Source organism: Cupriavidus ulmosensis (genome assembly GCF_977008105.1).
The window spans coordinates 2,191,157-2,217,643 of the sequence record NZ_CDRMWP010000001.1; the positions used below are offsets into that span (position 1 = coordinate 2,191,157).

The following is a 26,487-nucleotide window of genomic DNA, read 5'->3' on the forward strand; positions in this document are numbered from 1 at the left end:
GACAGCAATGAGCAAGGAATGGCCGATCTGGGAAGTCTTCATCCGCAGCAAGCAGGGCCTGGACCACAAGCACTGCGGCAGCCTGCACGCGGCCGACGCCGCCACCGCGCTGCGCATGGCGCGCGACGTCTACACGCGGCGCCAGGAAGGCGTGAGCATCTGGGTGGTGCCGTCGGCGGCCATCACGGCGTCCGACCCGGCCGACAAGGAATCACTGTTCGAGCCCGCCGGCGACAAGATCTACCGCCACCCGACCTTCTTCGTGCTGCCCGCCGAAGTCGACCACATGTAAGGCGGGCCACGACCACCATGCCCACGACGAACACCATGACCACCATGCCCACGGCTGCCGCCGCGCATCTGTCCTACGTGCTGCGCCTCGCGGACAACGCCCTGATCCTCGGCCAGCGCAACGGCGAATGGTGCGGCCAGGGCCCGGCGCTGGAGGAAGACATCGCGCTGGCCAACATCAGCCTGGACCTGATCGGCCAGGCCCGCCTGCTGTATTCCCACGCGGCGGCGCTCGAGGAGGCCGCCGGCGGCGCGCGCAAGACCGAGGACAGCTACGCCTACTTCCGCGGCGAGCGCGAGTTCGCCAACTACACGCTGGCCGAGCTGCCGCACGCCGGGCCGCTGGCCGGCACGGCGCGCGCCGCGCGCGACTACGCCGTGACCATCACGCGCAACTTCCTCTACGCGGCGCTGATGTGCCACCTGTGGTCCGCGCTGCGCGCCTCCGCCGATACGCAACTGGCGGCGATCGCCGCGAAGTCGCTCAAGGAGGCCCGCTATCACCTGCAGCACGCCGGCGAATGGCTGGTCCGCTTCGGCGACGGCACCGCGGAATCGCACCGGCGCGCGCAGGCCGCGGTCGACTACCTGATGCCGTACACCGCGGAGTTCTTCTCGGCCGACGCCGTGGAGACGGCGGTGGCCGCGGCCGGCATCGGCCCGCTCAACGCGGACCTCCAGGCCGCGTGGCAGCAGGACGTGGCGGCGACGCTGGCCGAGGCCACGCTCGCGGCGCCGGCCCCGGTCCGGCACGTCACCACCGGCAAGCACGGCGAGCACTCCGAGCACATGGGCTTCCTGCTGGCCGAGATGCAGTCGCTGGCGCGCCAGCACCCGGGCGCCACCTGGTAGGCCGCCATGAACGCCGCCACCACCGCCGTCGCCGCCCGGCCGGACGCCACGCTGGAACAAGCCTGGGCCGTGCTGGAAACGGTGCCCGACCCCGAGATCCCCGTGGTCTCGCTGCGCGAGCTGGGCATCCTGCGCGCGGTGCGGCGCGGCGCCGACGGCGCGGTCGAAGTCGTCATCACGCCCACGTACTCGGGCTGCCCGGCCATGTCGCAGATCGCCGAGGACATCGAGCGGGCGCTCGCCGCGGCGGGCATCGTGCCGCACCGCGTCGCCACCGTGCTGGCGCCGGCCTGGACCACCGACTGGATCACCGCCGAGGCGCGCGAAAAGCTGCGCCGCTACGGCATCGCGCCGCCGCTGGGCCACTGCGCCGGCCAGCCCGCGCCCGCCGAGGCCGCCATCCGCTTCGTGCCGCGCGCCGGTGCCGCCGGTGCCACGCCGGCCTGCCCGCAATGCGGCTCCGTCCACACCGAGCGCCTGGCCCAGTTCGGCTCGACCGCGTGCAAGGCCCTGTACCGCTGCCTCGATTGCCGCGAGCCGTTCGACTACTTCAAACCGTACTGACCTGGACCGACATCATGGCGACTCCGCAATTCCATCCGCTGCGTATCCGCGAGGTAAGGCCCGAAACCGCCGATGCCGTCACCGTCTCGTTCGAGGTCCCCGACGCGCTGCGCGAGGCTTACCGCTTCACGCAAGGCCAGTTCGTCACGCTCAAGACGCACCTCGACGGCGAGGAAACGCGCCGCTCGTACTCGATCTGCGTCGGCGTCACCGACTACGACCGCGACGGCGAACTGCGCATCGGCATCAAGCGCGTGCGCGGCGGGCGCTTCTCGAACTTCGCCTTCGACACGCTGCGCCCGGGCCACGAGATCGACGTGATGACCCCCGACGGCCGCTTCTTCACGCACCTGAACGCCGACCTGTCGCGCTCCTACCTCGCCTTCTCCGGCGGCTCCGGCATCACGCCCGTGCTGGCCATCATCAAGACCACGCTGGAGATGGAGCCGACCAGCCGCTTCACGCTGGTGTACGGCAACCGCAGCGTCGACGCCATCATGTTCGCGGAGGAGCTCGAAGACCTCAAGAACCGCTTCATGAGCCGGTTCTCGCTGTATCACGTATTGTCCGACGACCTGCAGGAAGTCGACCTGTTCAACGGCGTGCTGGACCAGGACAAGTGCGCGGCGTTCCTGCGCACGCTCGTGCCGGCCGCCGAGATCGACGAAGCCTTCATCTGCGGCCCGGCGCCGATGATGGATGCCGCCGAAGCCGCCCTCGAGGCCGCCGGCGTGGCGCCCGGGAAGGTGCACGTGGAACGCTTCGGCACGCCGCTGCCGCAGGCGGGCGTGGCGCAGGTGGAAGTCCCCGACGACATGCCGGCCGCCGACCTCGAACTCGTCATCGACGGCAAGACGCGCCGGCTGCGGCTGCCCTACGAGGGCATCAGCGTGCTCGACGTCGGTCTCAAGGCCGGCCTCGCCCTGCCCTACGCCTGCAAGGGCGGCGTGTGCTGTACCTGCCGGGCCAGGGTGCTCGAAGGCGAGGTGAGGATGGAGAAGAACTACACGCTCGAGCAGCGCGAGATCGACGATGGCTTCGTGCTGACCTGCCAGTGCCACCCGGTGTCGAGCCGGGTCGTCGTGAGCTACGACGAACGGTAGCCAGCCGGATCCCCGCGGCGCCTTGACGCCGCCGCACCGACGCTACAGGATGCACGGGTGCCCCCGCCCCGGGGGCTGGCCATCCTGGAAAGGCGGAACCATGAACGATGCATCCCTGACCCTCGGCGTCGACCATATCGGCTTGAGCGTGCCGGACCTGGCGCGCACGCGCGACTTCTTCATCCGGTGCCTGGGCTGGCAGCAGGTCGGCGAGAAGCCGGACTACCCGGCCGCGTTCGTCTCGGACGGCAAGCTGCTGGTGACGCTGTGGCAGGTCGCCGACACCGCGGCCTTCACGCGCTTCGACCGCAAGGCGAACGTGGGCCTGCACCACCTCGCGCTGCGCGTGGCCACCGAAGCGCAACTCGACGAAGTCTTCGCGCGCGCCTCGGCGTGGCCCGGCGTGACCGTCGAGTTCGCGCCCGAGCTGCTGGGCGCGGGGCCGAAGCGGCACGCCATGATCTGCGAGCCCGGCGGCATCCGCATCGAATTCGACTTCGATCCGCGGCTCGCGGCCGGCTAAAGCACAGGCTGACCGGGCTCTGCGACAAGGCAGGCGCGGCACGCGGCGCCGCGAGGCCGGGGAGCAGCGCATGCCGCACGTTTCGTGCCCGTTTCGCACCCGTTTCGCACCCGTCTCGCACCCGTCTCGCACCCACCTCGCGCCGGGCGCGCGCACGATCGTGAACTTGCCGCCAGCACCTATACTCGTCATCTGGAACCGGCAGCCGCCGGTTCGCCTGCGCTGGAGCTCGACGGCTTGAGACCCCGGATACACCACTTCCGCCCGCATGGCGCGGCCCCGCCACGCGGGCTTCCCGGCATGCCCGCGCCGCGGCCCGGCGGCCGCCCGACATGAACACGTCCGCCAATTCGAATGTGCACGTGGTTTTGAGCAGCGAAGGATACTGGACCGTCGCCGTGGAAGGCGTCGGCCGCGTCACCACGTGCGTCTCGCGCGAGGCGGCGATCGAGGCCGGCACCGCGGTGGCGCAGGAGAACCGCGTGGTGCTCTACGTCCACCAGCGCGACGGCCAGTTCGACTGGTGGAAGGACTACGGCGACGGCGGCGCGTCGTCGCTGAACTGAACGGGCCGGCCCGCGCTAGCCCGCCGGCCGCCAGCCCAGTCCGAGCGACTTCTGCAGCGAGACGAAATCCCCGACCAGGCTGGCGTCGCCCGCGATGCGGTCCTGCTGCGCCAGCACGCGGGTGCGCTCGGCGTCGAGCCATTCGAGCATGGTGGCGGTGCCGGCGCGGTAGCGCTGGCGCGTGAGGTCGGCGGCGCGCTCGGCCGAGGCTTCCCGGCGGCGCAGCACGATCACGTTCTCGCGCTGGTGGCCATAGCGCGCGAGCGCCACGTCGGCATCGCGCAGCGCCTTGAGCACCGTGCTTTCGTAGTTGGCCAGCGCCTCGTCGCGCCCGGCCTCGGCGCCCGCCACGGCGGCGGCCACGCGGCCGAAGTCGAGGATGTTCCACTGCAGGCGCGGCAGCGTCAGCCAGGTGGCGTTGTCCTTGCGCGCGAGGTGGCCGGGGTCGGCGGCGCTGAAGCCGAGCGAGCCGAGCAGCGAAAGCTTGGGAAACCAGTCCGCCTCGTGCGCGCCGATCTGGGCGTGCTGCGAGGCCAGCCGGCGCTCGGCGGCGCGGATGTCGGGCCGCGCCTTGAGCAGCGCGGCGGGGTCGCCCACCGCCACGGTCGCGGGGATCGCCGGCATGGCGCGCGCGTCCCGCAACTGCGCGTCGAGCGCGCCAGGCTCGCGCCCGCTCAGCATGGCGAGCTCGTCGAGCAGCTCGGTGATCCTGGCCTGCACCGGCGCCATGTCGGAACGCGTGCCGTCGAGCTGCGTGCTCACGCGCTCCACTTCCAGTTGCGAGGCCACGCCCCGGCCGCGCCGCTGCTCGGTCAGGTCGAGCATGTCGGCCTCCAGCTTCTCCGAGTCGCGCAGATGGTCCAGCCGCGATTGCTGCTCGCGCAGGTTGACGTAGGCCTGCGCCACCTCGGCGGCAAGCTGGACGTGCGCGTCGGCCAGCTCGGCCTGGCTGGCGTCGGCTTCGGCCGAGGCCGCCTCGATGGCGCGGCGCGTGCCGCCGAACACGTCGATTTCCCAGCTCGCGTCGAAGCTGGCCAGATAGAGCGAGAGCGGGCCGCGCCCGCCGCCGCTGCCGTCGCCGGTGAGCGCGCTCAGGTCCGGCGAGCGCGTGCGCAGCATGGCCGCGTCGACGCCCACCTTGGGCAGCTCGCCGGCCTGCTTGCCGCGCAGCCCGGCCCGGGCCTGCCGCACGCGCGCCCGCGCGGCGCGGATGTCGGGACTGTTGGCGAGCGACTGCTCGATCAGCGCGTCCAGCTGGGCGTCGCCGAGCGCGCGCCACCAGTCAGCGGCCAGCGCCGCCTGCGTGTCCACGCCGGCGGGCGCGTGCGGGAACGCGCCGCGCGTGGCGGTGCCGGCCACCTCGGGCGCGCCGCGGTAGTCGGGGCCGACGGTGCAGCCTGCCAGGCCGAGCGCGACGGCCAGCGCCGCCATCGTGGGTTGAAAGCGAAACTTCATGGATCAGTGACCGGAAGAGACAGGGGCGCCCTGCCTGGGCGTCTTGAGCAGCAGCGCCAGCGGGATGCACAGCAGCAGCGCCACCCCGAGCGCGTAGAACGTTTCGGAATAGGTCATCACGGCGGCCTCGCGCGCGATGGTGGCCGCCATCTGGCCGGCCGCCTGCAGCTTGGCGTGCGCCATGTCGCCGTGCTGGGCGAAGAAGCTCGCCGCGCTCGAGGCCAGGTGCTCCTGCCCGACCGGGCTGTTGGCGCTGACCGATTCGCGGATCACGGCGTCGTGATAGGCGCTGCGGCGGTCGATCAGCGTGCCCAGCAGGGCCAGCCCGATCGAGCCGCCCAGGTTGCGCGCCATGTTGTAGAGCCCGGCCGCGTCGCCCGCCTCGTGCGTGGCCACGGCCGCCATCGAGGCCTGGTTGAGCGGCATCATCGCCAGGATCTGGCCGAAGCCGCGCAGGATCTGCGAGCCGGCGAAATCGTGGCCCACGCTCTGCGCGGTCAGCGAGATGTCCAGGAAGCAACTGGCCACGAAGCACAGCAGCCCGGTGATGACCAGCACGCGGATGTCGAAGCGGCCGAGCATGCGCGGCAGCACCGGCATCATCAGGAAGGCCGGCAGGCCGGACAGCAGCATGATGCCGCCGGCCTGCTCGGCGTTGTAGCCGGCGATGCTCGCCAGGAACTGCGGCAGCAGGTAGGACACGCCGTACAGCCCCGCGCCCACCGTGGACACGATCAGGATCACGCTGGCGTAGTTCTTGTTGAGCAGCAGCCGCAGCCGCACGATCGGCGTCTTCGCGGTGAACTGCGCCACCAGCATCATCAGGATGCCGCTGGCCGAGATCAGCGACAGCCACACGATCATCGACGACTCGAACCAGCGCTCGCGCTGCCCTTCCTCCAGCACCACGGTCAGCGAGCTCAGGCCGATGGTCAGCCCGACGATGCCGAGCCAGTCGGCGTCGACGAACTGCCTGAAGTCGGCGCGGTCCGTCTTGAGGCCGAAGTACAGCAGCGCCACCAGCACCGTGGCGACCGGCAGGTTGACGAAGAAGCACCAGCGCCAGTCCACGTTCTCCGCCAGCCAGCCGCCGATCACCGGCCCCAGCAGCGGCCCCAGCAGCACGATCAGGCCGAACGCCGACATGCCGATCGGCAGCTGGTGGCGCGGCAGCCGCGTGCGCACGATGGTCTGCGCGGTGGGAATCATGGCGCCGCCGGCCAGGCCCTGGCCGATGCGGCCGATCACCATCACGCCCAGCGTATGCGACAGCCCGCACATCATCGAGAACGCGGTAAACAGCAGCGCGTTCCACATCAGGAAGCGGCGCAGCCCGAACACGCGCGTCAGCCACGCGGTGAGCGGGATGATGACGATCTCGGACATCAGGTAGCCCGTGGAAATCCACGTGCCCTCGGTGCCGGCCGCGCCGATCTGCCCCTGGATCTGCGGCAGCGCCGAGTTGGTGATGGAGATGTCGAGCGTGGCCAGCAGCGCGCCCAGCGAGCCGGCCGCCACGGCGATCCAGTCCGCCACCGAGGCGTTGGCCACCGTGGCCCGCGCGGCAGGTGCGCTGCCCGCGGCGGCGCCGGCCGGCGCCGCGGCCTCAGCCATGAGCGGCCCCGGCGGCGGGCGCGCGGGCGCTGCGCACCTCGTGCCCGCGGGTATCCACGTCCACCGTCACCGACAGCCCCGGCACCAGCGCCGGGCGCGCGCTGGCGGGGATGTCCATGTGGATGCGCACCGGCACGCGCTGCACGATCTTGGTGAAGTTGCCGGTGGCGTTCTGCGGCGGCAGCAGCGCGAACTGCGCGCCGGTGCCGGGCGCCAGGCTTTCCACGCTGCCGTGCAGGTCGCCGTCCGGCAGCGCGTCCACGTGGATGACGACCGGCTGGCCCGGACGCATGCGGCCCACCTGGGTTTCCTTGAAGTTGGCCGTCAGGTACAGGTCCTGCACCGGCACCACCGTCAGCAGGCGGGTGCCCGGCTGGGCGAACTGCCCCACGCGCACCGCGCGGTCGGCCACGCGGCCGGCCAGCGTGCTGCGCACCACGGTGTCCTGCAGGTCGAGCACGGCGCGGCGCGCGGCGGCCTGCGCCACCGACAACTGCGCGCGCGCCTGCTCGATCTGCGCCTGCAAAGTGCCGGTGCGGACCTGCGCCGCGCGCAGCGCCGCCTCGTTGGCGGCCAGCGTGGTGGCGGCGCGGGTCTGCGAGTTGCGCAGCTCGGCGGTGCGCTCCTCGGTCTCGGCGCCGGTCCTGACCAGCGGCGCGTAGCGGTCCACCTGCGAGGCCGCGTAGCGCACGTTGGCCTGCGCGCCGGTCACTTCGGCGGCAGCCTGCGCGATATTGGCCTTCTGCTGCACCAGGTCGGCCTCGGCGCGCGCCACGTCGGCCGCGCGCGCGGCGACCGTGGCCTGCGCCTCGTCGGCGGCGGCCTGGTACTGGCGCGCATCGAGCCGCGCGAGCGGCTGGCCGGCCTCGACCACCTGGTTGTCGCGCACCAGCACCTCGGCCACGTAGCCGCCCACCTTGGGCGCCACGGTGACGCTGTCGGCCTGGAGATAGGCGTCGTCGGTCGATTCGATGAAGCGGCCGACCAGCCACCAGCGCACGCCCCAGGCGAGCGCGCCGAGCACCAGCACGGCAAGCAGGCCGAGCAGGATCGCGCGGCGGCGGCTGGCGGGCCGGGTCCGGGGAGAAGTCGCGGCGTCGCCGCGCGGCGGCGGGTTGCCGAGCGAGTCGGCGGTGGGGGCGTTGGCAGGCATAGGTGCTCACAGGTTCCGTCGGCGCAATTATTCCATTTGGAAAAAATGTGTCAAGTGGTATATTTTCGTCCCTGCGCACCGTCCCCGCCGCCGCGCCGGCGGGACCGCCCCAACATGAATACGCGGCCGGCCGGCGATCCGTCCACGGCAAACCGGCCACATGCCGCACAATAGCGGCGCCGCCCCCGCCATCACGCAACAAAGGAGACCCGAGCATGGCCAGACACCGCCCCGCAGCCGAAGGCGGATACCAGCGCGGAGAAGAAACGCGCGCGCGCATCGTGGACGCGGCGCTGCGCCTGTTCGGCGAGCGCGGCTACGAAGGCGCGTCCACCCGCGACATCGCCCGCGAAGCCGGCGTCAACGCGCCCGCGCTGCAGTACTACTTCGACAGCAAGGAAGGCGTCTACCTGGCGTGCATCGCCTTTTTCGTCGAGCGCGTATGGGAACACCTCGAAGACGTGGTGTCGCACGCCGAGGCCGTGCTGGCCGACGCCCAGGCCAGCGACCGCGCGCTGACCGACGCCTACCTGGGCATCCAGGCGCGCTTCGCCTCGTTCGCCTGCGACGTGCCCGAAGCCGTGCACTGGCGCATGTTCATGGCGCGCGAACGCGCCGGCCTCGGCCCCGCGGCCTCGTTCGACGTGATCGACAAGGGACTGAACCGCCGGCTGTTCGCGGCCACCTCCGGCCTCATCGGCCGCCTGCTCGGCAAGCCGGCCGACGACGAGGAAACGCGCATCCGCACGCTGACCATCGACGGCCAGGTGCTGGTGTTCCGCATGATGCGCCGGCAGGTGCTCAGCATGCTGGGCTGGGAAAACATCGGCCAGCAGGAAACCGAGCGCGTGGCGGCGGTCATCCTCGACCAGACGCGCGAGCTGCTGGCGGCACTGGTGAAAAGCCGCAAGGCGCGGCTGGCGAAGGCGGCCGGGGGCCAGGCAAGGGACTGAGCCGGCGCGGCTCCCCCTGCCATTCGCCGCCGCGCAGCACGCCCTACTGCAACTCGATCTTCGCGATCTCGGCCAGCCGCTTCCAGCGCGCGATTTCTTCCTTCTGGTAGTTGTGCAGCTCCGCCGGCGTCGACAGGATCAGCGCGGTGGACTGGTGCTGGTAGTACTCCTTGACGTCGTCGGCCGCGCCGGCGGCGGCGAACAGCTCGCCGAGCCGGCGCGCGATGGGCGCCGGCGTCCTGGCCGAGACCGCGGCCGCCACCCAGTTGTAGGCGAGGAAATCCGGCACGCCGGCCTCCGCCGCGTTCGGCACGCCGGGCAGCAGCGGCGAGCGCTGCGGCGCGGTGTAGGCGAGGCCGCGCACCTTGCCGCCCTTGACCAGCTCGATCGCGCCGCTGGCGTCGACCACGGCGAAGTCCACGTTGGCGGCCATCACGCCGTTGATGGCGTCGCCGGCGCCCTTGTACGGCACCGCCGTGGTCTTCATGCGGCCCTGCTCGTTGAGCCATTCGCTGTACAGCGTGTAGGACATCGAGCCAGTGCCGTAGTTGAGCGCGCCGGGCCGCTTGCGGGCGTCTTCCATCAGGTCCTTGAGCGTGCGGTACGGTGAACTCGCGGGCACGATGATCAGGCACGGGCCGCGCGACAGCAGCGTGATCGGCGTGAAGTCGGTCAGCGGGTCGTAGGGCAGCTTGCGGAAAATGGCGGCGTTGGTGGACAGCGTGGAGTTGCTGCCGATGAAGACCGTGTAACCGTCGGCCGGCGCGCTGAGCAGCGTCTGCACGCCGATGAAGCCGTTGCCGCCGGGCTTGTTCTCCACCACCACGCCCTGCCCGGTCAGCTCGCCGATCTTCTTGGCGAACATGCGCGCGGTGGTGTCGGTGCCGCTGCCGGACGGGAACGGCACGATGAAGCGGATCGGACGGTTGGGAAAGGCCTGCGGCTGCGCCAGCGCGGCGGCGGGAAAGGCCGCCAGCGCGGCGCCGGCCAGCGCGCCCTTGCCGGCGAGGCTGGCAAAGCGGCGGCGCGAGAGCGTGCGCGGCCCGGTTGTGGACCGGGATGCGGGCCGGGATGTGGATTGTGTATCGAATCGGGTCATGCTGTCTCCTTGATGCTCCGCCCGGCAGTGGGTCCTCCCGGTGCGGATGGTGCGGATGTGGCGTTGAATCGCGGCGCCGTGGCCGCCTGCGCTAGCGCCTGAGGCCGAGCAGGTCGCGCGCGATGACCCAGCGGTGCACTTCCGAGGGGCCTTCGTAGATGCGCATCAGGCGCGTCTCGTTTGCCATCTGCTGCAGCGGCATTTCCTTGGTCATGCCCATCGCGCCGAAGGCCTGCATGGCGTGGTCGATCACGTCCCAGGCCATCTCGGTGGCGAACACCTTGATCATCGAGACCTGGGTGCGCGCCTCGTCGCCGGCGTCGATGCGCGCGGCGGCGTCGTACGTCATCAGGCGGCAGGCGTGGATGCGCGTGGCGGCATCGGCCACCCACCACTGGATGGCCTGGCGGTCCGCCAGCGGCGCGCCGAAGGTCTGGCGCTGCGGCGCGTACTCGCACAGCATGTCGAGCGCGCGCTGCGCGCGGCCGATGCACCATGCCGCCATCTGCACGCGCCGGCTCGACAGCCGCGCCTGCATCGGCGCGAAGCCCTTGCCTTCCTGGCCGAGCAGCTGGCTGTGCGGAATGCGGCAGTCCTCCAGCACCACCTCGTAGGTGGAGGCGCCGCCGATCATCGGGATGCGCCGCTCGACCTTGAAGCCGGGCGTGCCGCGGTCGACCAGGAAGGCCGAGATGCCGCCGCGCGCGCCGCGCGCCTTGTCGGTCACGGCCATGACGATGGTCCAGTCGGCGCGCGCGGCGCGGCTGATCCAGATCTTGCGGCCGTTGAGCACCCAGCCGTCGCCGTCGCGCTCGGCGCGCGTGGACATCATGGCCGGATCGCCGCCCGCGCCGGGCTCGGAGATGGCGATCGCGGAAATGGTCTCGCCGCGCGCATACGGCTCCAGGTAGCGCGCGCGCTGGTCCGCGTCGGCGGTCTTGAGCAGCATGCGCAGGTTGGGCGAGTCGGGCGGCAGGTCGTAGGGCGTGATGGTCTTGCCGAGTTCCTCGTTGACGCCGACCATCGCCACCACCGGCAGGTCGGCGCCGCCCATCTCGGCCGGCGCGTCCAGGCCCCACAGGCCCAGCTCACGCGACAGCGCGTCGAGCCGCGCCTGGTCGTGCGGCAGCAGCGTGAGCTGGCCGCCCTGCGCCTCGCGCGCCAGCGCGTCCGCCTCCAGCGGAATCAACTGCTCGCGCACGAAGCGCGCGACCAGGTCCTTGAGCATCTGGTGCTCTTCATCCAGCGCGAAGTTCATGCCTCGTCTCCTCTCGTTTTGATGGTGTGCGTGATATGCGTGACGTGCGTGGTGTGCGTCATGCCGCGCCGGCGGGCACGCCGCCCGCCAGTTGCGCGATCGCCTCCGGCACCAGCCCCGCTTCGCGCAGCACCTCCGCGGTGTGCTCGCCCAGCGCCGGCGCATGGCGGCGCAGCGACAGCGGCGTGGCGGAGAAGCGCGCCGCCGGCCGCATCTCGCGCAGCGGCCCTTCGGTGGGATGCTCGGTCTGCTGGAACAGGCCGACCGCCGCGAGGTGCGGATGGCCGGGCAGCTCGTCCGGCGTGTAGATCGGCGTGGCGGGAATGTCCAGCTGCTCGAACAGCGCCATCCACTGCGCCGTGGTGCGCGCCGGCGTGATCTCGCCAAGGTGCCGGTAGAGCGCGCGGATATTGGCGTTGCGCTGGGCGCGGCTGGCGATGTCGTACTTGTCGGCCAGGTCGTCGCGGCCCACGGCATGGAAGAAGGCCTGCCAGTGGCGGTCGGTATAGGGCAGCGCGCAGATCCAGCCGTCGGCGGTCTGCGCCGGGCGGCGCCCGCCCTGCAGCAGGCGCGCGTAGCCGGCGGCGCCGGTGGCCGGCTCGAAGGTCAGCCCGGCCAGGTGCTCGGCCATGACGAAGCTGGCCATCGTCTCCAGCATCGGCACCTCCACCGACTGGCCGGCGCCGTGGCGCTCGCGGTGCAGCAGCGCGGCCAGCACGGCGTTGGCCAGCGCCAGCCCGGTGGTCTTGTCGGCGATCAGGCTGGGCACGTACTCGGGGCGCTCGCCCACCGACGAGCCCAGCGCCACCAGCCCGCAGGCGGCCTGGATGATGTCGTCGAAGGCCGGCTTGTCGCGGTGCGGGCCGTCCTGGCCGAAGCCGGTGGCCACGCAGTAGACGATGCGCGGGTTGAGCGCCGCCACCGCGGCGTAGCCGAAGCCGAGCCGCTCGATGGCCGCCACGCGCATGTTGTGGACCAGCACGTCGGCGCCGGCGATCAGGCGCCGCAGCGCCGCAGCGCCCTCGGGGCGCTTGAGGTCCAGCACCACCGAGCGCTTGTTGCGGTTGAGCGCGAGGTAGATCGAGCTCATGCCGGCATGGCGCGAGACGCCGTTGGCGCGCATCAGGTCGCCCTCGGGGCCTTCGATCTTGATGACGTCGGCGCCGAGGTCCGCCAGCGCCTGCGTGGCCATCGGGCCCAGCACCACCGAGGTCAGGTCGAGCACGCGGATGCCGTCCAGCGGGCCGGCCGGCGCCGCTGCCGAATTTGCTGCCGAGGTCGGTTTATCCATGCGGCCTCCCTCAGCAGCGCCGGAACACGGGCGTGCGGCGCTCGGCCATCGCCGCCACGCCTTCGCGGAAATCGGCGGTGGCGAACTGCCCGCGCTGGATGGCCAGTTCGCGCTGGTTGGCCTCGGTCACGCGCTCGGCCAGCCCCAGGCGCAGCGTCTCGCGCGTGCTTTCCACCGCCAGCGGCGCCGATGCCGCGATCTCGTGCGCCAACACCAGCGCGCGCGCCAGCACTTCGTCCTGCGCGACCAGCTCGTCGGCCAGCCCGATGCGCACCGCTTCCTCGCCGCCGATGCGCCGGCCGGTGTAGAACAGCAGCGCGGCCTGCTGCTCGCCGACCAGGCGCGGCAGCGTCACGCTCATGCCGAAGCCCGGATGAAAGCCCAGCCGGTTGAAGCTGGCGCTGAAGCGCGCCTCGCGGCAGGTCACGCGGAAGTCCGCCACCAGCGCCAGGCCCATGCCGGCGCCGATGGCCGCGCCCGCCACCGCGGCCACGATCGGCTTGCGGCTGCGGTACAGCTTCATGGCCTGGGCGTAGAACGCCGACGGGTCGCGCGACACGGCGCCCTGCTCCGCGCCGCTGAAATCCGCGCCGGCGCAGAAGGCGCCCACGCCGGACGACAGCACCACCGCGCGGCAGGTGTCGTCGTCGTCGAGCCGCAGCAGGGTTTCGGCCAGTTGGCCCATCAGGCCGGCATCGACGAAATTGTGGGGCGGGCGCGAGATCTCGATCTGCGCGACATGCTGGTCGCGCGACAGGCGGATCTCCGGCGGGGATGCCAAGGTCATGGCGTGGGCTCCGGGTAAACGGTGAGGAAGGAAGCGCGGCGCCGCCACATGCCGGCGCCGCATCGCTGGCCAAGAGTATTCGCCGATGCCCCGCGCGGCGCTACGCTACAATTTCGGATACCGAAATCATGGGTGGCCCATCAACATCGCCGCCGGCCGCATGCCAACGCCCTCGCCACCAGTCTCCACGCGCCAGATCACCCACAGCACCGGCCGCTTCACGCGCCAGACCGGCGGCAGCCAGTCGCTCGAGCGCGGGCTGATGCTGCTGCGCGCGTTCCGCGTCGGCTCGTCCAGCCTGACCAATGCCGAGCTGGCCGCGCGCACCGGCCTGCCGCGGCCCACCGTGAGCCGCCTCACGCGCTCGCTGGTCGATGCGGGTTTCCTGCGCTACGACACCACCGAGCGCGCCTACCGGCTGGCGGCGGTGATGCTGAGCCTGGCCGACGCCTTCCGCCACGCCAGCGTGGTGCCGGAGGTCGCGCTGCCGCTGATGCGCAGGATCGCCGAGGACAAGAAGGTCAACGTGGGCCTGGCGGTGGCCGACCAGACCGCGATGGTCTACCTGGCCTCGGTGCGCCACAGCGGCGACAGCGTGTCGCGCACGCGGCGCGTGGTGCCCGGCACGCGCGTGCCGATGGAAGCCACCGCGATCGGCCTGGCCTACCTCGCCGCGCTGCCCGCCGCGGTGCGCGCGGACCTCGTGGAGGAAATCACGGAGAAGGCCGGCGAGCCATGTCCGGTGCTGCAAAAGGAAGTGGCCCGCGGCATCGCGCAGGCGCAGGCCCTGGGCTACTGCACGGCCAACTACCAGCCCGGCCACCTGACCGCCGTGGGCGCGGCGTTCCAGGGCCCGGACCACCAGTGGTACGGGCTCAACATCAGCTTCCCGCACAAGGCCAGCGAGAAGCGGCGCGACGTGGAGCGCTACGCGCCGCTGCTGCTCGGCCTGATCGCGGAGATCCGCGCGGCCTGCGACAAGCACGGGCACGCCTGAGCCCGGCGCGGCCGCTCCGTCGGCGCAAGTCAGTGTTCTCGAAACGGGCGCCGGCCCGCCTTGAACAAGTTGTGGATCGCAAGTATATTAGTTGCGGATCGCAACCTTGCGATTGCCGGATCGCCAGCCCGTCAGCCCGTCAGCCCGGTATCCCGGCCCACCGCGCCACCTCAATCCCGCTCCCATGGACTTCGTCGACCTCCCCGCCCAGACCCGCGACCGCACCATCCTGGAACTGCGCGAGTTCTCCCGCAAGCTGGTGCGCGAGCTTGGTTTCATGCGCAACACCCTGGCCGACAGCGAGCTCTCGCCGTCGGCCGTGCACGCCATCATCGAAATCGGCCTCGCGCCGGGCCTCCCGGCACGCGATCTCGCCCTGCTGCTGCGCCTGGACAAGTCCAATACCAGCCGGCAGCTCGCCAAGCTGGAGGCCGCCGGCCTGCTGCGGCGCGAGGCCGCGAGCGACGACGGGCGCTCGGCCCGGCTCTACCTGACCGAGGCCGGCCAGAAGCTGCGCCGCAAGATCGACCGCTTCGCCACCGACCAGGTCTCCGGCGCGCTGCGCAAGCTGATGCCGGCCGACCAGCAGACGCTGGTGCGGTCGCTCTCGCTGTACGCCGATGCGCTGGCGCAGGACAACGCCACCAGGACGGCGCACGCGGGCAGCGATGGCGACGGGCGGATCGTCGAAGGCTACCAGCCCGGATGCATCGGCGACGTGGCCAGCCTGCACGCGCGCTACTACGCGGCGGCGTCGGGCTTCGGCGTGTATTTCGAGCGGAAGGTGGCGACCGAGCTGGCTGCCTTCGCGGCGTCCCTGCCCGCCCCCGGCAAGGCGCTCTGGCTCTACGTGGAGAATGGCAGGACGCTGGCTTCGCTCGCCATCGACGGGAACCCAGCCGGCGGCGTTGCCCATCTGCGCTGGTTCATCGTCGACGCCTCGCTGCGCGGCACGGGCCTCGGGCGGCGCTTGCTGGCCAAGGCCGTGGCATTCGTCGACGCGCGCTTCGGCGAGACCTATCTCTGGACCTTCAAGGGCCTGGACGCGGCGCGCCATCTGTATGAGTCGTTCGGCTTCCGGCTGACCGGCGAGGCGGAAGGCGCGCAGTGGGGCACCGTGGTGGTGGAGCAGCGCTTCAGCCGGCGCGCGGACGAGACTGGCGACGCCGGGGAAGCCGGGGAAGCGCCGCGCTGACCCTGCCCGCGCGCGGCGGCCATTCCGGCCAGCCGGCGCGCCGAAGCCCGGCCATGCTTCATGCGCCGGTCTTCGGCGACAACTTGCCGGGCGCGAACCTGGTCCGCGCCACCGGCACCTTGCGCCGGCCGGTCTCGCTGCGCCGCAGGGCGGCGGCCTGCGCCTCGGCATGCCCGGCGCGGCGCGCGGCGGCTTCGAGTTCGGCGCGCAGCGCGTCCAGCGCTTGCGCCCTCCCGGCCAGTTCCCGCTCCGCCGATGCCAGCCGCTGGCGCAGCGCCTCGCCTTCGGCCTGCAGCCGCGCGCGCTCCGCGCTGCCGGCCACCGCCGCTTCCTGCGCCCTGGCCTGCGCGGCTGACAGCTCGGCGCGCAGGTCCGCCGCCGCCTGTTCGCCCTTCTGGCGCAGCGTGCGCTCCTGGTCGATCTCGCGCAGCGCGCGCCGCTCGGTGGCGCCGGCCCGCTCCTGGGCCACGGCGGCCTGCTCGCGCGCGCGCTCGAGTTCCGCCGAGAACTGCGCGCGCAACTCGCCCAGTTGCCGTTCCTGCGACTGGGCCTGGTTCCTGCCCTCCTCCAGCCGCGCCCGGGTGGCAGCATGGGCCTGTCGCTCGGCATCCAATTCCGTCCGCAGCGCGGCCAGCGCCTGGCGGGCCGCCTCCAGTTCGCCCGCGACCGCGGCGGTCTCGCGCTCGGCGGCCGCCACCGCGGCGCGCGCCTGGTCGCGCTGCGCCTGCGCTTCGCCGGCCTGGCGTCCTGCCTCGTCGCGCAGCGCCGCCAGCTCGCTGGCGGCGGACTCGCTGGCTGCCTGCCAGATCTGCTGCACGGCATCCGCCGCGACCTGCTTGATGGCATCGGGCAGGCCGGGATGCTCGATCCGCACGCGCGCCTGCTCGCGCAGGTCCTGCCAGAACTGTCCCAGCACCTCCAGCGGCGTGCCCATGCTGCCTTTGCGCACCAGTCCATAGAGCTTGTTGGCGGTCGGCGTGATGCCGTAGCGGAAGAACAGCAGGCCACAGACCTCGCGGTACAGCGCGCGGGTTTCGGGGAAACGCTCGCGCAGCGCGGCCACGTCGGCCTGCAGGCTGGCGTCGGCGGTTTCGGGCGATTCGGTCGATGCGGGCTGGATTGGCATGGCGGCGGTGGCGTAGACATTGAATCTCAAAATATTACTACGTAATACGTAATATTTCATGATTCCATAAGATAACTTTAGACATAATTACGATTCTGTCTATAATTGCTGGCCAAGCCGCTTTTGGATCGTCATTTGGATCGCTCCCCACGCATGCCAGTCCCTGCCCCGCCCCTCGCCGCGCTGCCGGCCATGCCGCTGGAACAGCTCCAGCTGCCTGCCGACCTCTCGGGCGCCGAAGGAAGCAACCGCGCCCGCGGCGGCACCCCGCAGATCGCCGCGCGCGACGACGTGGCCGCCGTCGCCGCGTGGCTGGCGCGTTATGCCGGCACCCCGGCGACCTTGCAGAGCTACCGGCGCGAGGCCGAGCGCCTGCTGCTGTGGGCGGTGATGCAGCATGGCAAGCCGCTGTCGTCGCTGACGCACGAGGACCTGCTGCTGTACGAGCGCTTCCTGGCCGATCCGCAGCCGGCCGCGCGCTGGGTCATGGCCTCGCGCAAGAAGCTGGCGCGCGGCGCGCCCGCATGGCGGCCCTTCGCCGGGCCGCTCTCGCCGGCCAGCGTGCGGCACGCGCTGGTCATCATCAATGCGCTGTTCGCCTGGCTGGTCGAGGCCGGCTACCTGGCCGGCAACCCGCTCTCGCTGGCGCGCCGGCGCCGCGGCCATGCGCAGCCCCGCATCACGCGCTACCTGAGCCACGAACTGTGGCAGGCGGTGAAGGACACCATCGAGGACATGCCGCGGCAAAGCGAGCGCGAGCGGCTGCACGCGGCGCGCTGCCGCTGGCTGCTGACGGTGCTGTACCTGGGCGGGCTGCGCGCGGCGGAAGTGGCCGGCGCCAGCATGGGCGCGTTCTTCAGCCGGCGCGACGCCAGCGGCGTGGAACGCTGGTGGCTGGAAGTGACCGGCAAGGGCAGCAAGACGCGGCTGGTGCCGGCCAGCGACGAGCTGATGGCGGAACTGGCGCGCTACCGGCGCGCCCACGGCCTGCCGCCGGCGCCGCTGCCGGGCGAAGACCGGCCGCTGGTGCTGCCCGTGATCGGGCAGGCGCGCGCGCCCAGGCCGCTGTCGCGCGGCGCGCTGCACCTGGTGCTCAAGGAAGTGTTCGCGCTCGCGGCGGAGCGCCTGCGCGCGCGCGGCCCGCAATGGGAAAACCGCGCCGAGCTGCTGGCCAGCGCCTCGGCGCACTGGCTGCGCCACACCGCCGGCTCGCACATGACCGACAGCCAGGTCGACCTGCGCTTCGTGCGCGACAACCTCGGCCACGCCTCGATCGCCACCACCAGCGGCTACCTGCACAGCGAGGACGACGCGCGGCATCAGGCCACACAAGCAGCCCACCGGATCGGATGGGCGGTTTCATTGGACCTGCAACATGACGACGCTATGGACTCCGGGTTTCTTCATACATCACGCTCTACTAGCGCCTAGCGCTGGCATAGCGGCTGCCTGCTCGAGGCGAGCCCAACAGCCGTCGCATTCTGCGAACGACCCGGTCATGTGCAGATCGGTGGCTGGCATCTAGCCGACCTCCCGACTTGTAACGCTGACCGCGAATGCCCTCCCTCCCGGCCCCGAATTGTCTCTCATAGTCGGCCAGGTCGATTCCACGACTTGACCGATGCTGGCCGGCTTGGCTACGCGGCAAGGCGATTCGCGAACTGCGCGACGTAGCTAAGTCCCACGCATTGCAGGAATGCGCCATGGCGTTGCGAAATCCCCCGCGCGCCAGCAATCGTTCGCTTGCAGCTCGCACCAGTCAACAAGAATCCTCCTGTTGAAATCAGATCCATATGATTTTGATTTCAGAAAATACGAGCGCTTATTGAGAAGCGTCTGATACCCAGCCGGACTCTCCTTTCATACCATTCCATACGCATTGATGCGGGCGCAGTGATGACCCCGCAAGACAGTCCGTCGTCGGCTGTCTGCGACCCCGAATGCCCAATCTGGCACGACGCATCAGGCGTATCGGCATGGCGAGAACGGAGTGAGCAAGAATGGCGGAAGGTTTTGGCGAACTCAAGGCAGCCGGCGAGCGAGCGCTCGACGTGCTGACCACCGGGCGGCAGACTTATTTCCTCGAAGTACCCGGCGCGGCCGGCGCCGCCGATCTGTCCGTGGTGTCCTTCGAAGCGGTGGAACGACTGGGCGAGCCCTACACCGTCACCATTCAGCTCACGCATCCGCTCGTGCTCGACCGTGCCGAGTACCTGAATCGCGAAGCTGCCTTCCTGATCGCTCCTGCTGATGGCAGCGAGCCGCGCAAGTTCGCCGGCTGTATTACCCGCTTCAGCCAGACCCGCCAGACCCGCGATTTCAGCGGCTACGAGATCGTGGTCGAGCCACTGGTCGCGCGGTTGCGGCTCACTCAAGCCAGTCGCATCTACCAGCAGCAGACCGCGCCGCAGATCATCGAGGCAATCCTGCGCCGGCACGACCTCAAGGGTCACCAGTTCGTCTTCAAGACTCGCCGCAAATACCCGACGCACGCTTTCCGCATGCAATACCGGATGTCGGATTGGGACTATATCCGGCTGCTGATAGCACAGGAAGGCCTGTATTGCTACTTCACCGCCGGCAAGTTCGGCGAGATGATCGTGTTCGGCGACGACATCGATCACTATCTCTATCAGCCGGAACTGCGTGTGCCCTATCGCGAGACGGCCGGGCTGGAGTCCGGGCGGGAAACGGTATTCTCGCTCAAGACCTCCGCCAGGAGTATCCCCGGATCATTCCGGGTTGCGGACTTCAACCCGGACAAGGCATGGGAGCGCCCGACCGGCGAGGCCAATGTCGCGCGCAACGAGAAGACCACCTACGGCCAGTCCTATGTCTACGGCACGCATCACCTGGACTTCGAAGACGGCAAGTGGGAGGCGCAACTACGCCACGAGGCGGCGCTGGCCTCGCAACTGGTCTATGCGGGCGAGAGCAATGTGCTGGCGCTATGTCCGGCGCGCATCCTGCGCATGGACTACGTGCTGCCCGATGCGCCCAACGGCCAGGTGATCACCGAGGTCATCCACAGCGGCGCGCGCGATGCGGCCTACCGCAACAGCTACCGGGCCATCCCCTCGGACCGGCGCTTCCGCCTGCCACTGGACGAGGCCAACTGGCCGCGCATCCCCGGCACCCTGAGCGCGCGCATCACCTCGCCGGGTCAGTACAAGTACGCCTACCTGACCCGAGACGGCCACTACGTTGTCCGCTTCGATTTCGACTTCGACGTATGGCCCAAGGGCGGTGAAAGCGTGCCCCTGCGTTTTGCCAAGCCGTTCGCCGGTGCCCAGCAAACGGGCTTCCACTTCCCGCTGCTCGACGGCACCTATGTGGACGTGGCCTTTCGCGACGGCAATCCGAACAAGCCATACATTGCCAGCGTGCAGCACAACAGCCAGCACGCGGACCTGATTACCAATCAGGATCGCTGGCTGTCGCGCAACGTGATCCGCACGCAGAGCAACAACAAGCTGCGTTTTGAGGACTGGGAAGGGCAGGAGCACGTCAAGCTGTCCACCGAGCATTCTGGCAAGAGCCAACTGACGCTCGGGCACATCGTCAATGGTCAACGCGAAAAGCGCGGCGAAGGGTTCGAGTTGCGCACTGACGGGTGGGGAGCCCTGCGCGGCGGGAAGGGGCTGTTCCTGAGTGCGGATATGCAGGCCCGCGCCGGCGGCCCGGTGCTCGGCATGGAGGCCGCCCTGGAACAGCTACGCGCGGCCCAGGCACGCATGCAGAGCCTGTCTGACGCGGTGCGCGACGCCAAGGCGGTTGTCGCCGCGTGCGAGGAGCAGAAGACGCTGCTGGAGACGCAACTCAAGGACTTGCGGCAAGCGGTGCTGCTGGCCAGCGCACCGCACGGCGTGGCGCTGACCAGCGGCGAGCATCTGCAGTTGTCGGCCGGCGGCCACCTCTTCACCACCGCAGGCGGCAACGCCGATGCTGCGGTTGGCGGCAATCACACCGTCGCCGCCGGCGGTGCCGTCTCGCTTTATGCCAACACCCTGGGCATGAAGCTCTATGCGGGCGCCGGCCAACTTGAGCTGCAGGCGCAGGGCGATGCCATGCGCCTCACCGCGCTCAAGGATGTCACGATTGCAAGCACCAGCGATGCGGTTACCCTTGTCGCGGACAAGGCGCTCACGCTGATGTGCGGTGGCGCCTATATCAGGCTGGTGGGCGGCCAGGTCGAGATCGGCAGCGCTGGCGACATCCTGTGCCGCGGCCCGATCCGCATCGGACCGTCCGGCACCCAGCACCAAGCCTTGCCGTTGCTGCCCACGCAGCAGCAGACCGGCATGCAGCTCTGGCACGCGTATCCCAATGGCGAACCGGTCCGCCATGCACCCTACAAGGTGACCTTTGCCGATGGCAGTACCCGCTTTGGCACGCTCGATGCCACCGGGCGCGGGACGCTCGCCAACGCGCCACGCGGCGGCGGCTCGGTCGAGTACTTCGAGGAAGCGCACGATCTGCAGGACAAGGCCAGGAAGTGGGCCGAGCCCAAGGGCCAGGTGCTGGCGGGCGCCACGGCAGGCGGCGAGAACCCTCTGCCAAGCCTGGTCGGGCCAGTGATGGCCGCGACTCCAAACGGGGTCCGTGCCGTTGCCGGAGCGGCCATGGCGGTGGTCACTGCTGCCGGCCAGGGCGGCGTGGCCGCCGCCACGGCGGTGCTTCCCAAGCCGACCGGGATCGCCGCACCACCGGCGGTTGCGCCCGCTCCGGGAAATGCCACCCCGGAGCTCGCGCGAAACCTGACGTAGCCGGTGGCGATCTGAGTCGCCGCCAATTCCCACGCCTTCCCTTCTCCCAACAAGCCCGACATGCCCGGCCCAGAAGCCCCGCACCCCCCGGTTCGCCAGACGCCCCAAGCCATTCAGGCCAACGCCCACGCACGGCGCGTGATTCTGAGTCCGGTGCCGGCCCCGGCCACAACACCCAAGCTGGTGCACGCGCCCGTCGAATCCGTCACCAACCACAGCCAGGAAATCTTTATCCAGTGCCTGTACATGGTGCCCGTGGTCGGCAATGCCATGTCGTTGTGGGACGTGGGTGCCGATATCTACCGGATTTGCAGCCAGCCGGGCGCGGCGAAGGACCCGTTCCAATGGGGCATCCTGGTGATCGACGCCGTCGGGGTGGTGCCAGCCGCCGGCAACGCCAGCCGCCCTGCCCGCGCCGTGGCCCAGGAGGTGCTGCTCGCGTTCGCCAAGGGCGCGGCGGCGGCAGTGCTGGTCGATCTGTTTTGGGCCACCGCCGGCGGCGACGTGATCGCCTTCATGGCCGAGTTCGACCGGCACCTCGATAGCTGGAAGCAGGACATCATCGACGGCGTGCGCAAAGCGACGCGCACGATCCGCCGATTTGTGCAGAACCCGGTGTCGGCGGCCGAGCAGATGGGCGCGGTCAAGAAAAACACGGGCTTCCTGTCATGGGTACCGTCCACGGAGGAGATTGCGCTGTACGGCATTGATCAGTTGCTCAAGCTGTCCGGCCAGCGTGCGGCCATCCTGGCATGGCTCGATGCATTCGAGCGCGACACCGGGCCAATGATCCATGCGGCCTTGGGCGATGCGGGCAAGGCAGGCACGCTGCTGTTCATGGCGGCGCAGGTGGCCGCCGAAATCAAGACGCGGCGTGCCCGCAAGCTTCCGTCCCACACGGCGCAGGCCGTGCCCGGCACGATGGACAAGCCACACGTCAAAGCCGGCCAGGTCCGCCACACCACGCAAAAGGGCGCCTCGCCGAGCCCTGTCCCGGCCAGGAACGGCTGCGGCTGCCCGGCGACGGCCACCGCCAAGCCGGTCAACTACGCCATGGGCGACGAGAACCTGGAGCAGACCGACTTCGTGCTCGATGGCGTGGTGCCGATTGCCTGGACCCGGCGCTACCGCTCCAGCTTCGCCGCCTATGACGGCAGCCCGCTCGGCGCGCGCTGGAGCAGTCCCTATCACCTGTCGCTGGCACCACGGGACGACGGGTCGTTCCTGTTCTTCGACCCCGACAGCCGTCCGGTGCCGCTGCCGGCGCTCGCCGTCGGGGAAACCATCGAGGTGCCCGCCGAGCGGTTGACCCTGCATCGGCCGGATGCCCGCCAGTTGCGGCTCGCCTATCCCGACGGGTCGGTGGAAGCCTACCGGCTGCACGGGACGCGCTATCGCCTGGCGTCGCGCCGCGGGCGCGACGGCCTGGGGCTGGCGATGACCTATGACGAGCGCGGACGGCTCACCGGGATGACCGATGGCGCCGACAATGCGGTCCGACTGGACTACGCAGACGGCCGCGTTTCGGCGATCCACCGCCTGGATGGCGCCGGCAATGCCACACAGACGCTGGCGCGCTATGCCTATGGCCCGACCGGCGATCTGCTGTGCCACGAGGACGTACTGGGTCATGCGCGTACCTTTGCCTACGAGCAGCACCTGCTGGTGCGCTACACCGACTTCAACGGCAACGGGCACCATCTGGAGTGGGCGTGGCCGGGCAGCGCGCAGGGCCTGCCGGCGCCGGCCGATGCGAAATGCGTGCGCACCTGGGTCGGCCAGGACGAGAGCGACATCCGCGACGACACGCGCTTCGAATACCACCGCGAGCACTGGTACACCCGGGTTACCGATGCCGAGGGCCAGCAGACCTATCACCGCTACGATTATCACAACCGGATCGTGCTGGTCGAGCATCCGGACGGCAGCAGCGAGCGCTTCGAGTGGGACGATCGCAACAACCTGGTGGGCATGACCAATGCGGAGGGCCAGACCGAGCGCTTCGCCTATGACGCGCAGGGGCGCGTGACCGCCGTCACCGATGCGCTGGGCAACACCACGCGCACCGAGTACGACGCGGCCGGATTGCCGGTCAAGGTCACGGCGCCCACCGGCGAGGCGACCGAGACGGCCTATGACGAGTTGGGCCGGCCGGTGTCGGTCACCGACCCGACCGGGCGCACGACCGAGTATGCCTGGAGCAACGCCGGACAACTGCTCGCCATGACCGACCCCAAGGGCGGAGTGCGGGAGTTCGGCTACGACCATGGCGGGCGGCTGATCTGTGCGCGCGACTGTTCGGGCTTCGAGACCCGGTATGCCTATGACGCCAACGGCCATCTGATGCAGCGCACCGACGCCGAGGGCCAGGTTACCGCCTACCGGCACGACGCGCGCGGCCAGTTGCTGGCACGCCGCGATCCGGACGGGACCGAGGCGCGCTTTGCCTACGACGGCGAGGGCAACCTGGTCACCTACACCGACGGCGCGGGCCAGGCGACCACGTACAGCTACAACGCCCGCTACCAGCCGACCTGGCGCCGCGACGCGGCGGGGCGCGAACTCTGGTACCTCTATGACTCGCAATGGCGGCTGGCACGGCTGCGCAACGAGAACGGCGAGTACACGCGCTTCACCTACGACGTGGTGGGGCAATTGGTCGAGCAGACCGGCTTCGATGACCGCACGGTGCACTACGGCTACGACGCTGCGGGGCACCTCACAAGCCGTGCCGAAGACGGATCGCGCACCGAGTATGGGCGTGATCCGCTAGGCCGGCTGACATCCCGCACGGTATCTGCCGGGGCGCGCCTGCCGGTCGAGGAGCGTTTCTACTACGACGCGCATGGACGGCTGGCGACGGCCAGCACCGGGTACAGCAGGGTGCAGTTGCACTACGACGAGGCCGGTGACATGGTGGCCGAGTTGCAGCGCATCGGCACCGACAACGGCGAGTACGTGACGGTCAGCCGCCACGAATATGATGCGCTGGGCCATCGCACCAAGACCACGCTGCCGAACACGCGCACGGTGGGATGGCAGCGCTATGGCTCGGGCCATGTGCATGGCGTATTGCTGGACAGCCGGCCGTTGCTGGATGTGGAGCGCGACAAGCTGCACCGGGAGGTGTCGCGCCAGCACCGCGGCTGGCGCCAGACGCGCGCCTACGACGCCGGCGGGCGGCTCGCGCAACAGGCGGTGCGCCAGGGCGCGGCCGAGGCGCCCGGGGCCTGGATTGCCCAGCGGCAGTTCCAGTACAGCCCGGCCGGGCACCTGACGCGCATCGAGGACCGAGCGCGCGGCGCGACCGAGTATGCCTACGATCCGGTCGGACGCCTGCTCAAGGCAGTGTCGCCGGACCTGACCGAGGCATTTGCGTTCGATCCGGCGGGCAACCCGGTGGACCCGGACAAGATGGCGCCGCGCCCGGCGGTGGAGCGCGACGCAGACAAGGCCGCGCGGCATGCCCGCGAGGCCGCCGAGGACGCCGCCTGGCTGCGTGCCCATCCGGGCGAGACATACCCGCCGCTGCGCTTTGACCAGCGCGGGGCCGAAGACCGTCAAAAGCTGGACGCCTGGCAGCGCGCGTTGCCGCGCTGCGTGGGCAACGTGCTCGCGGAACTCACGCATACGCGCTATGAGCACGACACGTATGGCAATCTCGTGCGCCGCATCGCGCCCGACGGCACGACATGGCAATACGAGTACGACGCGGCCAACCGGCTCACGCAGGCGAGCCGCCGTGCCGGGGAGGCAGCGGCCAACGAGCGGCAATGGGCGGACGACTCGGCGCCCCCGGCGCTGCAGGTGCGCTTTGCCTATGACGCGTTTGGGCGGCGCACGCAAAAGACCGTCACCCATCCGGATGGCACCGTCGAGCGCACGCTGTTCAGTTGGGATGGCGACGTGCTGCTGATGGAGGAACGCTTCATCCAGCCCCCGCGACAGCCGGGGGACTACCGGCCCTGCCCGTTCCGCGGGGTGGCCCTGGTACGAGAAGACCCCGACGATGCGTATTCCGTGCCGGTGGCGCAGCGCATCCACACGCTGGAAGCGGATCAGCAATGGCAAGACGCGTCCCTGTACCTGCACGAACCCGGCAGCTTCGTGCCGCTGGCGCGGCTGGACGAGACGCTGGTGGAGCCCGCGGTTCTGATGACGGGCACGGACGGGCAGTTCATGCAGGTGCCGGCGAAGACCCGGCATGCGACGCTGTCTTACCAGACCGACCACCTCGGCACGCCGCAGGAACTGGTGGACGAGACCGGCAAGGTGGTATGGCTGGGGCGGTACAAGGCGTGGGGCGGGCTGAAGGCGTCGCGCCACGGGGCAGATCCGGCCGAAGCCACCAACGCCATCCGCTTCCCGGGGCAGTACCATGATGCGGAGACGGAGCTGCATTACAACCGGCATCGGTATTATGATCCGGGCACGGGTAGATTCATCTCGAAGGATCCGATTGGGCTGGCTGGTGGGATCAATGTCTATCAGTACGCGTCGAATCCGGTTGAGTGGATTGATCCGCTTGGGTTGAAGAAGAAAAAATGCCCTTGTCCTGACCGCCTACCCGACGAAGCAATTGTATGTAGAGGCGGTAGTTGTACTGCCGAGAAATTTCGTCAGGGATCTGGTGTCACGGTTGGTGCAGACGGAAGACTAGATGGAGTTTCGGTAAACAGTGCTACGGGAAAGTCACTAGATGAACTGACTGATGGCATCCCGCATGGGAAGGTCGATGTTACAACGGTCGGAAATGTCAGGGTGGCAGGTGGCGATGTGGTTGCATCGCCAACTAGGAACAATCCAAATCATGCGACCTTATCTGGAATAACAGCGGAACAAGCGGAGGCGCTCATGACGCCGACTGTCCGCAATCCCAATGCAAGAAAGTAGG

General features: G+C 70.1%; 20 protein-coding genes. 12 read left to right on the top strand and 8 right to left on the bottom strand.

Annotated features, from left to right (window positions below):
* Positions 1-7: 7 nt before the first annotated feature.
* The 6 genes from paaB (at position 8) to ACWTPI_RS10045 (ending at position 3,899) form a co-directional block, all read left to right on the top strand.
* Positions 8-292, top strand: coding sequence for a 1,2-phenylacetyl-CoA epoxidase subunit PaaB (gene paaB, locus ACWTPI_RS10020; protein WP_020205959.1), 285 nt, complete (start codon positions 8-10; stop codon positions 290-292).
* 35 nt (positions 293-327) lie between these two features.
* The gene (paaC, locus tag ACWTPI_RS10025; protein ID WP_454732465.1) at positions 328-1,143 is read left to right on the top strand and encodes a 1,2-phenylacetyl-CoA epoxidase subunit PaaC; all 816 of its coding nucleotides are present in this window, start codon (positions 328-330) and stop codon (positions 1,141-1,143) included.
* A gap of 6 nt (positions 1,144-1,149) precedes the next feature.
* Positions 1,150-1,707, top strand: a complete 558-nt coding sequence (paaD, locus tag ACWTPI_RS10030) for a 1,2-phenylacetyl-CoA epoxidase subunit PaaD (RefSeq protein ID WP_454731590.1) — start codon at positions 1,150-1,152, stop codon at positions 1,705-1,707.
* 14 nt (positions 1,708-1,721) lie between these two features.
* Entirely contained in the window at positions 1,722-2,810 is a 1,089-nt protein-coding gene (gene paaE, locus ACWTPI_RS10035) for a 1,2-phenylacetyl-CoA epoxidase subunit PaaE (protein WP_454731591.1), read from the top strand.
* A 100-nt stretch (positions 2,811-2,910) separates the two neighbouring features.
* Complete coding sequence (locus ACWTPI_RS10040) at positions 2,911-3,333, top strand: VOC family protein (RefSeq protein WP_020205963.1); 423 nt, start codon at positions 2,911-2,913, stop codon at positions 3,331-3,333.
* A 332-nt stretch (positions 3,334-3,665) separates the two neighbouring features.
* Positions 3,666-3,899, top strand: a complete 234-nt coding sequence (locus ACWTPI_RS10045; RefSeq protein WP_020205964.1) for a DUF2188 domain-containing protein — start codon at positions 3,666-3,668, stop codon at positions 3,897-3,899.
* 15 nt (positions 3,900-3,914) lie between these two features.
* Here the strand turns inward: ACWTPI_RS10045 and ACWTPI_RS10050 are convergent, their stop codons facing one another.
* From ACWTPI_RS10050 to ACWTPI_RS10060, 3 genes are read right to left on the bottom strand one after another with little or no spacing between them, the layout of a single operon-like run.
* Positions 3,915-5,354, bottom strand: a complete 1,440-nt coding sequence (locus ACWTPI_RS10050) for an efflux transporter outer membrane subunit (protein ID WP_454731592.1) — start codon at positions 5,352-5,354, stop codon at positions 3,915-3,917.
* 3 nt (positions 5,355-5,357) lie between these two features.
* A complete protein-coding gene (locus tag ACWTPI_RS10055) occupies positions 5,358-6,968 on the bottom strand; it encodes a DHA2 family efflux MFS transporter permease subunit (protein ID WP_020205966.1) in 1,611 nt (536 codons plus the stop codon).
* Complete coding sequence (locus ACWTPI_RS10060; protein ID WP_454731593.1) at positions 6,961-8,121, bottom strand: HlyD family secretion protein; 1,161 nt, start codon at positions 8,119-8,121, stop codon at positions 6,961-6,963. Before ACWTPI_RS10060 ends, ACWTPI_RS10055 begins: the two co-directional genes overlap by 8 nt.
* A gap of 215 nt (positions 8,122-8,336) precedes the next feature.
* Between ACWTPI_RS10060 and ACWTPI_RS10065 the strand changes: the two genes are divergently transcribed.
* Positions 8,337-9,074: a CerR family C-terminal domain-containing protein gene (locus ACWTPI_RS10065; protein ID WP_454731594.1), complete on the top strand. Its 738-nt coding sequence runs from the start codon at positions 8,337-8,339 to the stop codon at positions 9,072-9,074.
* Positions 9,075-9,117: 43 nt separating this feature from the next.
* On the opposite strand, the gene ACWTPI_RS10070 is transcribed toward ACWTPI_RS10065, so the two are convergent.
* The 4 genes from ACWTPI_RS10070 to ACWTPI_RS10085 form a co-directional block, all read right to left on the bottom strand.
* Positions 9,118-10,173, bottom strand: coding sequence for a Bug family tripartite tricarboxylate transporter substrate binding protein (locus tag ACWTPI_RS10070; RefSeq protein ID WP_454731595.1), 1,056 nt, complete (start codon positions 10,171-10,173; stop codon positions 9,118-9,120).
* Positions 10,174-10,264: 91 nt separating this feature from the next.
* A complete protein-coding gene (locus ACWTPI_RS10075) occupies positions 10,265-11,431 on the bottom strand; it encodes an acyl-CoA dehydrogenase family protein (protein WP_454731596.1) in 1,167 nt (388 codons plus the stop codon).
* Positions 11,432-11,489: 58 nt separating this feature from the next.
* Positions 11,490-12,722, bottom strand: a complete 1,233-nt coding sequence (locus ACWTPI_RS10080; protein WP_454731597.1) for a CaiB/BaiF CoA transferase family protein — start codon at positions 12,720-12,722, stop codon at positions 11,490-11,492.
* 10 nt (positions 12,723-12,732) lie between these two features.
* A complete protein-coding gene (locus tag ACWTPI_RS10085) occupies positions 12,733-13,509 on the bottom strand; it encodes an enoyl-CoA hydratase/isomerase family protein (protein ID WP_454731598.1) in 777 nt (258 codons plus the stop codon).
* Positions 13,510-13,669: 160 nt separating this feature from the next.
* On the opposite strand from ACWTPI_RS10085, the gene ACWTPI_RS10090 reads away from it, so the two are divergent.
* Together ACWTPI_RS10090 and ACWTPI_RS10095 are read left to right on the top strand one after the other, a co-directional pair.
* Complete coding sequence (locus ACWTPI_RS10090; RefSeq protein WP_029044235.1) at positions 13,670-14,506, top strand: IclR family transcriptional regulator; 837 nt, start codon at positions 13,670-13,672, stop codon at positions 14,504-14,506.
* Positions 14,507-14,690: 184 nt separating this feature from the next.
* Positions 14,691-15,701, top strand: coding sequence for a bifunctional helix-turn-helix transcriptional regulator/GNAT family N-acetyltransferase (locus ACWTPI_RS10095; protein WP_454731599.1), 1,011 nt, complete (start codon positions 14,691-14,693; stop codon positions 15,699-15,701).
* A gap of 58 nt (positions 15,702-15,759) precedes the next feature.
* On the opposite strand, the gene ACWTPI_RS10100 is transcribed toward ACWTPI_RS10095, so the two are convergent.
* Positions 15,760-16,827 (bottom strand): DNA-binding protein, encoded by a 1,068-nt coding sequence (locus ACWTPI_RS10100; RefSeq protein ID WP_454731600.1) that lies wholly within the window; start codon positions 16,825-16,827, stop codon positions 15,760-15,762.
* Between the two features lie 153 nt (positions 16,828-16,980).
* Between ACWTPI_RS10100 and ACWTPI_RS10105 the strand changes: the two genes are divergently transcribed.
* The 3 genes from ACWTPI_RS10105 (at position 16,981) to ACWTPI_RS10115 (ending at position 26,486) form a co-directional block, all read left to right on the top strand.
* On the top strand, positions 16,981-18,258 hold the full coding sequence (locus ACWTPI_RS10105) for a tyrosine-type recombinase/integrase (RefSeq protein ID WP_454731601.1): 1,278 nt from the start codon (positions 16,981-16,983) through the stop codon (positions 18,256-18,258).
* A gap of 569 nt (positions 18,259-18,827) precedes the next feature.
* A complete protein-coding gene (locus ACWTPI_RS10110; RefSeq protein WP_454731602.1) occupies positions 18,828-21,593 on the top strand; it encodes a type VI secretion system Vgr family protein in 2,766 nt (921 codons plus the stop codon).
* 60 nt (positions 21,594-21,653) lie between these two features.
* Positions 21,654-26,486, top strand: a complete 4,833-nt coding sequence (locus tag ACWTPI_RS10115; protein ID WP_454731603.1) for an RHS repeat-associated core domain-containing protein — start codon at positions 21,654-21,656, stop codon at positions 26,484-26,486.
* Position 26,487 lies beyond the last annotated feature (1 nt).